The sequence below is a fragment of the Marinobacter sp. genome, assembly GCF_052094685.1.
Classification (GTDB): domain Bacteria; phylum Pseudomonadota; class Gammaproteobacteria; order Pseudomonadales; family Oleiphilaceae; genus Marinobacter.
This window is the reverse complement of record NZ_JBQDKB010000114.1, coordinates 1-10,261: the sequence shown is the minus strand read 5'-3', so window position 1 is coordinate 10,261 and position 10,261 is coordinate 1. Positions and strand designations below refer to the sequence as shown.

Sequence of the window (10,261 nt, the reverse complement as noted above, 5' to 3'; positions counted from 1 at the left end):
GATGGCCACTTGCGGTGAAAGTCGGGAGCCAAGCGAACAAGATCACTTTAAACGCGGTCTGTCAGGTGCAAGTCCGACAGGCTGCTAGGGACTTGCTATGCGGAGTGTTTTAACCAATAGCGCGTGAAGTCGGTTTACCGCCTCGGAATTCTGAGATGCCTGACTACGGAACACCGACACCTCCATTGGCTCCAGCGGGCCCAGGCCATGGTCTCTACCAAGGACTTCCAGGTGGGAAGGTGCACTACATTGAGTCAGCACCGCGACCGCAAGGCCACTCTCCACGGCCCCAACCTGGCCCGCCAGACTGGAACTATTGTAAACCACTTTATAGCGGCGTCCTTGCCGGGTTGGTATGGGAGGATCGTAATGAACATTGAAACCAGCAGCATTGGCGTACTGGTTATTGTGCTAACGATGGCATTGGTTACGTTGGCCACCCGCTGGGGCGGTGTTTACGTGATGTCTTTTGTGCCGATCAGCTTTCGAGTCAAACAGTTCATTCATGCCATGTCTGGTTCCGTGTTAGTGGCTATTATTGCCCCCATGGCAGTCGAAGGGGATCATGGAGCCCGTCTGGCGTTAGCGAGCACAGCCGTTGTGATGTTACTGATTAGAAGACCATTACTGGCGATTGCTTCAGGTATTCTGGCGGCTGGATTATCTAGAGCGTTCTGGTAGCCGGCCCACATACTCCAGTGGCGAATGTAATTCTGGGCCCCGTGAAGTCACGGATTCAGGTCAACGTGAAACAGTGATTGGTTGGGTAACCCGATCTACCAGATACACCAAGCTGTGGTAATCCACGCCACTGTGGCTGCTTAAACCGATTTCGCAGGTTCGGCTGGTCGATACGCCCTCGCTGCAATGTTGCACTACCGGTTGCAGGGTTCGCAGCGCATGCTTATTCAGTTCCGGCGTGGTAAAACCCTTGTCGCCGGCAAAGCCGCAGCAGTGAATGTCTTCCGGTACCACCACGTTGCTGCTGCACTTGCGGGCGATGTCTATCAGCGCCTGCCCTTCCCCAAGGTGCTGGGTGCTGCAGGTAACGTGCACCGCGACGGATTCGCTCTGCGGCGTGAAGGCCAACCGCTCTAACAGGTGGCTGCGAATGAATCGCACCGGGTCGTAAATATCCAGGCACGGAACCTCGCCTTGCAGCAAGCGCAGTGTGCATGGGCTGGTGTCGCAGTAGATTGGATATGCGCCGTCGCGGCTGGCGGTTTTGATCGCGGCCAGCATCTCATTGCGTTTGCGCTCAGCCTGCTGCGGGTAACCTTTTGACGCAAAGGGCTGGCCGCAACACAGAGAGTTCATTGCGTCCGGAAAGACCACTTCAAAGCCTGCCTTTTCCAGTAACAGTTGGGTTTTTTGCAGCAGCGGTGCTTGCTCGCTGTCAGAACGTGCCGGCCCCATGGCGTGTGACGCACAAGCGGGTAAATACACCACTCGCGGTTTGTCTACTGTAGCCGCCACGTTTGCCGGCGGCGCCCAACGCAATGGCTGTGGTGTAGCGGCATTCCATGAAGGAATACGATTGCCGCTGAGCTTTTTGGTGGCTTCGGTCAAGCGCTGCAAGCGCGGCGCGCCCAGCAGGCGGTTGGCGCTGTCGGCGGCAGCCAGCATCAGCCGGGTGCCTTTTAGAGCGGTAGCAAAGTTGTTCACCAGCCAGTCGGCACGGCGATGGGCGTGGGCTTTATCCGCACGCAGCTCACGAATCAGATCTCCGGTGTTGATTCCCACCGGGCAGCGTTGGGCACACAGGCCGGTGGCGGCGCAGGTGTCTATGCCCTGATATTGATAGGCCGCTTCCAACTCACGGGTATCCACACCGGCGCGTTCTTTGGCCTGAATATCGCGCCAGATCACAATGCGTTGGCGCGGGCTCAGGCTCAGACCGTTCGACGGACACACCGGCTCGCAAAAACCGCATTCAATGCACTTATCGATAATCTCATTCGCCGCTGGCAGGGGTTTGAGATTTTTCAAGTGAATAGCGGAATCTTCCGACAACACCACATCGGGGTTCAAGATGCCTTGCGGATCCAGCAAACGCTTTATTGTCCACATCAGCTGGTAAGCATCGCTGCCCCACTCCAACTCCACAAACGGCGCCATATTTCGGCCGGTGCCGTGCTCGGCTTTCAGCGAACCGCCAAACTCCACCGCCACCAGCTGCGCCACATCGCCCATGAAGGCTTCATAGCGGGCCACTTGGGCCGGGTCGTCAAAGCTTTGGGTAAACACAAAATGCAGGTTCCCTTCCAGCGCATGGCCGAACAGGATGGCTTCGTGATAGCTGTGTTTTTCGAACAGCTCAATCAGGCGGTTGACGCCTTCGGCCAACTGCGGGATGGGGAAGGCTACGTCTTCAATAATTACTGTAGTGCCGGTGGCCCGCACGGCACCCACGGCGGGGAATGTGCCTTTGCGGATGGCCCAAAGCTGACCCGACACAGTGGCATCTTCGGTGAAATCAACCTGTTGCTCCACGTGAAGCGGCGCCAGTACCGCACGAATCTGCGCTATTTGTTTGTGCAGTAGCAACTGGCCTGAGGCACGGGTTTCGATTAATAGCGCACAGGCACCATCGGAAAGCTGCCTCACCCAGACTGGCAGGCCCGGCTGATTTTCCACCGAACGCATACTGCGGCGATCCAGTAGCTCCACTGCATCCACCGATTGTTGTTTCAATAACGGCACCGCGCGGCAGCAGTCTTCCACGCTGGCAAATACCACCAGGGCTGTGGCTTTGTGCGGATACTCGGGCACGGTGTTGTAGGTGACCGAGCTGATAAAGCCCAGGGTGCCTTCGGAGCCCACCATCAGATGAGTCAGGATATCCAGCGGGTCGTCAAAATCCACCAGCGCGTTCAGCGACAGGCCGGTGGTGTTTTTCATCCGGTATTTGTGGCGGATGCGCTCGGCCAGCGCACTGTTGGCACGGGTGTCCTGGCCCAGCTGCGCCAGTTGTTGCAACAACCCGCTGTGGCTGGTTTTAAACGCGGCCACGCTGGCCGGGTTTTCGCTGTCCAGCACCTGGCCATCCGCCAGCACCAGGCGCATGGCGTTCAGGGTTTGGTAACTGTTTTGTGCGGTGCCGCAGCACATGCCGCTGGCGTTGTTAGCGACGATACCGCCAATTTTACAGGCGTTAATAGATGCAGGATCCGGGCCGATTTTGCGCCCCAATGGCGCCAGCACCGCATTGGCCTGAGCGCCGATCACCCCAGGCTGCAGGCGAATGCGGGCACCGTCATCCAGAATGTCGCGGCGGTTCCAGCCATCGCCCAAAACAATCAGCAGCGAATCGCTAATGGCCTGGCCCGACAAGCTGGTCCCCGCGGCGCGAAAGGTAACCGGCACTTGGTACTTGCCCGCCAGCTGCAGCAATGCCACAACCTCGTGCTCAGCGCTCACCCGCACCACCAGTTTGGGTATCAGCCGGTAGAAGCTGGCGTCGGTACCGAAGGCCAGCGCCGACAGGGGATCGTCAAAGCGGCGCTGTTGCGGTATCAGCTGGTTTACGGCACTGATGAATTCCGTGGGCAAGCTCATGGCAACTCCTCGCTGGCCAACCTGTGGCGACTGATACACACGAATCTGGATTACTGAGCAGCCTGTTTCAATTCACGCGCCAACTCACGCACCAATAAATCAGGGCTGATATCCGCGACGGTTCGCGCACCGGTCAACACCATCGCGACCCTCATTTCGCTTTCAATCAATTTCAGCAAATTGGTCACACCGGCTTCACCGTCCGTTGCCAACGCGTATATATAGGCGCGGCCCAGCATGGTGCAATCGGCACCCAGCGCCAGCATGCGCACCACGTCCAGGCCGTTGCGAATGCCGGAATCCACCAGGATTTTCATGTCGCCCTTAACGGCATCGGCAATGGCCGGCAAGGCGCGACAGGTTGAGGGTACGCCGTCGAGCTGGCGGCCACCGTGATTCGACACGATGATGCCATCGGCACCAAAACTGCGGGCGTCGCGGGCGTCATCCGGGTCGAGTATGCCCTTGATAACCATGGGGCCATCCCAGAATTCGCGAATCCACTCCAGATCTTTCCAGCAGATGGACGGATCAAAGTTGTCGCCCAGCCAGCCAATGTAATCTTCCAGGCCGGTGGCGCTGCCGCGATAAGTGGAAATATTACCCAGGTCGTGGGGTTTACCCAGCAACCCCACATTCAGAGCCCAGTGTGGGTGCGTCATTGCCTGCAATATGCGACGCGGTGCGGCGTAGGGCCCACTCATACCGGAATGGGCATCGCGGTAACGGGCCCCCGGTACCGGCATATCCACGGTGAATACCAAGGTGGTGACACCGGCGGCTTTGGCCCGCTCCAAGGCGTTACGCATGAAGCCGCGGTCTTTAAGCACGTACAACTGAAACCACATGGGCCGGCTGATGGCGGGGGCCACTTCTTCAATCGGGCACACCGACACCGTCGACATGGTAAACGGGACACCCAGATTGGCCGCTGCGCGGGCGGCCTGCACTTCGCCGCGGCGGGCGTACATGCCGGTCAAGCCCACCGGCGCCAGCGCCACCGGCATCGACAGGGTTTCGTTAAGAAGCTCGGTCGACAGGTCGAGCTGAGTCATGTCATTCAACACCCGCTGGCGCAGGGCGATGTCTGACAGGTCTTCCACATTGCGCTTCAGCGTGTACTCGTTGTACGAGCCGCCGTCGATATAGTGAAACAGGAAAGGCGGCAGCCGGCGCTTGGCGGCGGCGCGGTAATCGGTAGAAGCAGAGATAATCATCAGGCGTGTCCTGTCGCTGTTGCAGGATAGGCGCCCCCGATTGAATACACGGGGCGCCTATCCTGCCTGTTTACTGAGCCTTTAACGTATTCATTAACCCTTGGTGCTATTTACGGCTTACGGCGCTCATATTAGTTCATGCCTATCCGTGCGCCATCAGCGGGTCGGTAAAGCCCAACACATAGGCCGCAATCAGCGCAATGATGCCGGTCATCAGCACATAATACAGTGTTGGCCACACGGTGCGGCGCAGGGTTGTACCCTCACGGCCCAGCAGCCCCACGGTTGCCGAGGCGGCCACCACGTTGTGAATCGCCACCATGTTGCCGGCTGCGGCACCAATGGCCTGAACCGATACGATCAACGCAGTAGACAAACCAAGGTTGGCGGCCACACCAAACTGGAACTGGCTGAACATCATATTGGATACAGTGTTGGAACCGGCCAGGAAGGCCCCCAAGGCACCTATGCTCGGCGCCACAAGCGGGTAAACACCGCCAACGGTGTCGGCCACGTAGCGCGCCATCAGAATGGGCATGCTGGGCAAATCGCCGGCGTTAACACCAGAATTAATCAGAATACGCACCATGGGCACGGTGAACAGCAACACGAAACCCGCGCTGAGCAGTACGCCGCTGGATTCTTTGACTGCCTCGCTCAGTTCTTTCACCTTCATGCGATGAATAAAAAAGGTTGCCAGCACCACCATCACCAGAATGCCCCCTGGCAAGTACAGCGGCTGAATACCTGCGCCAATACCGGCTTCGCCCAGCAGATTGCTAAAGCTGACAGACACCGACTTGAACGCCGCCGTCACGTCCGGGAACACCCGGCTGATCACCAGCAACACCGCCACCAACAGGTACGGGCACCAAGCGCGGAAGCTGCTCATGGGTCTTGCGGTCAGCTCGTCCACTTTCATTTCAATGCTGCCCAGCCATTCCTGCGGCCAGTCTTTTCGGTCGGCAAAATCCCAAGTGGTTTTTGGAATCAGAAAACCCTTACGCGCTGCGGTTGTGACAATCGCCAAACCCACCAGGCCGCCCAACAGCGCTGGGAATTCAGGCCCCAGAATAATACCGGTCAATGCGTAAGGAATGGTAACTGACACACCGGCAAACAGGGCAAAAGGCAGCACTTCAAACACCGAGCGCCAGCTTCTGTCTTTGCCAAAAAAGCGCACCAGCATAAGCACCATGACCATCGGCATCAGGGTGCCGACAATGGCGTGAATTGACGCCACCTGGCTGGTAATCAGCTGCAGGTAAGTCTCCCAGCTGGAACCGTTAGCGGCCAACTGCGCGCCAATGGTGGCGGTATCCAACCCGGTATTCACCCCGACAATAATCGGCGTACCCACGGCACCAAACGACACCGGCGTGCTCTGCACCAGCATACCCATCAACACGGCGGCCATGGCCGGGAAGCCAATGGCCACCAGCAAAGGCGCGGCAATAGCTGCCGGTGTACCAAACCCCGACGCGCCTTCAATAAAGCAACCGAACAGCCAGGCAATAATGATGGCCTGAATGCGGCGGTCCGGGCTGATGGTGGTGAAACCGGCGCGAATCACCATGATGGCGCCGGAATGCTTGAGGGTATTCAGTAGCAGGATTGCGCCAAAAATAATCCACAGCAGCCCCAGCGTGATGATCAGCCCCTGCAGGGAAGACGCCAGTACCCGGTTGAAAGACATGTCCCAGGCGAACAGAGCAATGCCAACACTGGCCAGATACACCAGCGGCATGGCGCGACGCGCAGGCCAACGCAGGCCGATCAGCAAGATACCGGCAAGAAGAATGGGAACAAAAGCGAAGAACGCGAACAAACCCGTCGACATAAGAGAGCTCCTGTACTTGTTATTGGATGGATTTGCTCTAATTGGTAATACCAATTTACAATCCAGTAGGCACAGGTTAGAAAAACAACAAGGTTGCTGTCAAACAAAACTTTTCCTACTTTGGTATACGTAGTGACATAGGGGTATTGAGCCGGGGGAGATAAACAGGTTAAATTCCAGGATTGGTCTTACCAAAGGTATCGAAGATGGAAATACCACATATTCGCCAGCGCCGGCTGTCTGACACCATTGTGGAGCAGCTGGAAACCATGATTCTGGAAGGCACATTAAACCCTGGCGAGCGACTGCCAGCCGAGCGCGCTCTGGCCGAGCAGTTTGGGGTGTCGCGCCCTTCCCTGCGTGAAGCGGTGCAGAAGCTGATCGCCAAAGGACTGCTGATAAGCCGCCAGGGGGGCGGTAATTTTGTCAGCGACAGGCTGGGCTCCAGCTTTACCGACCCGCTGCTGGGGTTGCTGGAAAGCCGGCCCGAAGCTCACCAGGATTTGCTGGAGTTTCGCCATACGCTGGAAGCAGACTGCGCCTATTACGCGGCCATGCGCGCCACACAAGTGGATCGCCAGCACTTGCAGGCAGCTTTCGATGAGCTGCAGGCTTGCTACCATCACAGCCCGATCACACCGGAGGCGCGAATAAAAGAAGGCGCCGCCGATGCGCATTTTCACATGGCCATTGCTGAAGCCAGCCATAACATGGTGCTGCTGCACACCATGCGCGGCCTGTTCGATATGCTGAAACGCAACGTGGTGACCAACATTGGCGGTATGTACGAACTGCGCGATGAATCCCGCGAACGGTTGGTGAACCAACACAGCGCTTTGTTTAACGCCATTATGGAATCACGCCCGGACGATGCCCGCCACTTTGCCAGCGAACACATCGGCTATGTGCAGGAAGTACTGGCCAACAGCCGGGAGGAGGAAGTGCGAATGGCCCGTGCTCAAAGGCGCGAGCTGTCAGAGATCAGCAAAATTCGCTGAATTGTTGGCCAATAATCGAAGAGGGTGACTTTAGAGGCGCTAAAACAACTTGTTCTCGCAAACCCATGCTGAAACAATCAAAATCATAATTGGATGGGGCGTACATGAAACTCAATCCCGCACCCGCCGCTTATCGCGCTACTCGCAAAGCGAATATTCAAATATATTGGAGCAGAAGCACTTTTTGGTTCTCTCTCCGGACCTGGTTTTGCGGACACACAATCCCAAGAACTGGACTTACCCCGGTCCACTAAACACTATTGCCTTATGATTGGTTGGCCTGGGAAATGGAAAGTATGGAAACTTAGAACAACCGTTCACCGTTTTCCACTGACTCATCCGGTCTTACCAGTGTCACTGCGCCCTCAGATGTTCGCACCCCAGTGATCAGGCACTCTGACCGAAAAGGACCGATCTGCTTGGGCGGAAAATTGGTAACAGCAAGAACCTGTTTACCGATGAGTGCCTCCTTGTCATACAGATCCGTAAGCTGAGCACTCGACTTACGGATACCAATATCCGGCCCGAAATCCACCCGCAGTTTATAGGCACGCTTGCGCGCTTCGGGGAACCCCGCCACGTCAATAATGGTTCCGATATGCAATTCAATTTTCTCGAAATCGTCCCAAGTAATCGTCTCGCTGCTCCTTTTGAGTAATCAGTCAGTTAATATTTCTGGCTCGGCAACCGCCCGGCTTTTCGCTCGCCCCGCGATCAAAGAACCAATGACAATCAGGATGCTGGCACTCAACACGGCAACCGTAGCCTCGCCGTATCCGGCAAGAATCAACAGGATCACTGAAATCAGTGGCGCACTGTATGCCAGGGTTCCCAGTAACTGGATATTTCCGTGCTTTACACCATGGTCCCAAGTGAAGAATGCTATGCCCACCGGTCCGAGGCCGAGCCCCACCACGCCAATCCATTGAAGTGCGCCTTCTGGCCATACCGTTTCCTCCCACAAAAGGTGGCAAATCAACGCCAGAATGGCCGTAACACCGCAGAACCAGCCCACGGCATCGGTTGGTACCGAGCGAACCAGTCTGCTAAGAACGGAATAAGATGACCAGATCAGAGCACAGGACAGAGCCACCAGGTAACCCGGCAGGTTCTCCCAGGCAAATCCATCGGCATTGCGGCTGATCAACAACCAGCAACCTGCCAGGGCAACCAGGGCCCCAACGATGTACTGAGCTCGTAGTTTCTCGCCCGGCAGGAAGGCCGACAATAGGACGATCAGCAGCGGCCAGAGGTAAGCAAGAAGGCTGACTTCGACGGCGGGGGCCAGTGTCATAGCCTTGAAGTAGGCAAAGTGATAACCGAACAAGCCAACGACGCCGATGCACCATGCAAGTGGCGATTGCCGTAAATAACGCACACCGGAATGCCCCGAGAAGACCCAACGGCCGCACATCAACAGAAAAGCGATACCGAAGGTCATGGCCATGAGCTGGAACTCCGGAATCTCACCACCGGAAAGCTTGGTCAGCAATGCCAGAGTGCCCCATAACAGAACCGAAATTGACCCGATCCAGGTTGCGGCGGTAACGGATGCCATGAAACCCTCCCGAAACTCTCATGTGTGAATGATTGCAGAAGGGTATCCAGTGCGAAGGGTAGGAACTTTCAAATCCTGGCGGAACTATTTCGAAATACGGCGGAAGTGGCTGGGTGCTTTGCCAAAGTGAGCTCTGAACCGGTCGCTAAAGGCCGATAACGATGAATAGCCGACAGCGTCGGCAACTCGCTGGACGCTGAGCCCCGACTGCTCCAGAAGCCGCCAAGCTTCTTTCATTCGTAACTCTGTGAGGTATTGATGCGGCGTCATGCCGACCTGGCGCCGAAACAGATCGTTCAACTGCCGAATGCTCAGATGTGCCACGGCAGCCGCCTCGGCCAAGGACAGCGGTCGGCTGAAGTGTTCGTCCAGAAATTGTTTCGCGGCGTGGACTCTGCGGTCCAGCTTCAGTTGACTTCCATGGCGCTCCTGGAGCAACTGAATAAGCAAGAGCAGCATTTGATGCTGGGTAAAATCCGACTCGATCCCATGTTGGAGCTGTGCGTGAAGGAACTGGACGTAATGGAGCAAGGCTGGATCGAGGCCTACGAAACAAGGTAGCTTGTCTAGCGCCGGCGCCAAGCCTTCGGGGACGTCTGCAACCAAAAACCGGTTATCGTCGGTCGCAGCATATCCATGGCCAATTCCCGCGGGAATAATTGCCGCTCGATGCTGCGCAACCTCCCCTTCCTTGGCATCTACTGACAGAGATAACGTTCCCACCAACGGCAATACCAGTTGATGATGGTCGTGGGAGTGGCTTTTTCCCTCGTCCTCGTAGGTTCGTATATGCAAGCCGATCTCAGAATACTTCATGCGACCAGTATAATCAGAAACACATGAGAGTCATTACAGAACCACTCTTTCATCCATCTCTCATGCGGGATCCGTCCGAGCCAGCGATGAATTCTGGTCGATCGATTGCATTGAAACGACCGGCTGAGATGCTTCTAGCCGGTCGGCTTCCGTTTACGGGAGCAAACACCCCACAGATACAAAGAGCAGTTTCCTCACAGGTAATCCCGGGTGGACTGGACACTCGCATAGGCAAACCCAAGAGCCGCCATAGCCGTGGCATGAACCTGTGCCG

The 10,261-nt window shown here is 56.6% G+C and carries 9 protein-coding genes and 1 pseudogene; 3 read left to right on the top strand and 7 right to left on the bottom strand.

The annotated features are described in order from the left end of the window. Positions 1-84 precede the first annotated feature (84 nt). Positions 85-345 (bottom strand): annotated as a pseudogene (locus tag ACTH3S_RS16430) (LysR family transcriptional regulator); the annotation flags it as partial. Positions 346-369: 24 nt separating this feature from the next. Here ACTH3S_RS16430 and ACTH3S_RS16425 point away from each other — a divergent pair. Continuing rightward, positions 370-681, top strand: coding sequence for an AzlD family protein (locus tag ACTH3S_RS16425; RefSeq protein ID WP_441810090.1), 312 nt, complete (start codon positions 370-372; stop codon positions 679-681). Between the two features lie 60 nt (positions 682-741). Here ACTH3S_RS16425 and ACTH3S_RS16420 read toward each other — a convergent pair whose 3' ends face one another. From ACTH3S_RS16420 to ACTH3S_RS16410, 3 genes are all read right to left on the bottom strand, one after another. Continuing rightward, the gene (locus ACTH3S_RS16420; protein ID WP_441810089.1) at positions 742-3,558 is read right to left on the bottom strand and encodes an FAD-binding and (Fe-S)-binding domain-containing protein; all 2,817 of its coding nucleotides are present in this window, start codon (positions 3,556-3,558) and stop codon (positions 742-744) included. Positions 3,559-3,608: 50 nt separating this feature from the next. Then, complete coding sequence (gene lldD / locus ACTH3S_RS16415; RefSeq protein WP_441810088.1) at positions 3,609-4,775, bottom strand: FMN-dependent L-lactate dehydrogenase LldD; 1,167 nt, start codon at positions 4,773-4,775, stop codon at positions 3,609-3,611. A gap of 142 nt (positions 4,776-4,917) precedes the next feature. Next, complete coding sequence (locus ACTH3S_RS16410; RefSeq protein WP_441810087.1) at positions 4,918-6,615, bottom strand: L-lactate permease; 1,698 nt, start codon at positions 6,613-6,615, stop codon at positions 4,918-4,920. A gap of 206 nt (positions 6,616-6,821) precedes the next feature. Between ACTH3S_RS16410 and ACTH3S_RS16405 the strand changes: the two genes are divergently transcribed. Continuing rightward, a complete protein-coding gene (locus tag ACTH3S_RS16405) occupies positions 6,822-7,613 on the top strand; it encodes a GntR family transcriptional regulator (protein WP_441810086.1) in 792 nt (263 codons plus the stop codon). 304 nt (positions 7,614-7,917) lie between these two features. On the opposite strand, the gene ACTH3S_RS16400 is transcribed toward ACTH3S_RS16405, so the two are convergent. The 3 genes from ACTH3S_RS16400 to ACTH3S_RS16390 all read right to left on the bottom strand — a co-directional run bounded on the left by ACTH3S_RS16400 (position 7,918) and on the right by ACTH3S_RS16390 (position 9,987). Then, on the bottom strand, positions 7,918-8,247 hold the full coding sequence (locus ACTH3S_RS16400; RefSeq protein ID WP_441810091.1) for a tRNA-binding protein: 330 nt from the start codon (positions 8,245-8,247) through the stop codon (positions 7,918-7,920). A 24-nt stretch (positions 8,248-8,271) separates the two neighbouring features. Next, positions 8,272-9,171 (bottom strand): aromatic amino acid exporter YddG, encoded by a 900-nt coding sequence (gene yddG, locus ACTH3S_RS16395; RefSeq protein WP_441810085.1) that lies wholly within the window; start codon positions 9,169-9,171, stop codon positions 8,272-8,274. Between the two features lie 84 nt (positions 9,172-9,255). Continuing rightward, positions 9,256-9,987, bottom strand: a complete 732-nt coding sequence (locus tag ACTH3S_RS16390) for a helix-turn-helix domain-containing protein (protein WP_441810084.1) — start codon at positions 9,985-9,987, stop codon at positions 9,256-9,258. Positions 9,988-10,073: 86 nt separating this feature from the next. Here ACTH3S_RS16390 and ACTH3S_RS16385 point away from each other — a divergent pair. Then, positions 10,074-10,261: hypothetical protein (locus tag ACTH3S_RS16385; protein WP_441810083.1), on the top strand; the 188-nt coding region annotated here is incomplete at its 3' end.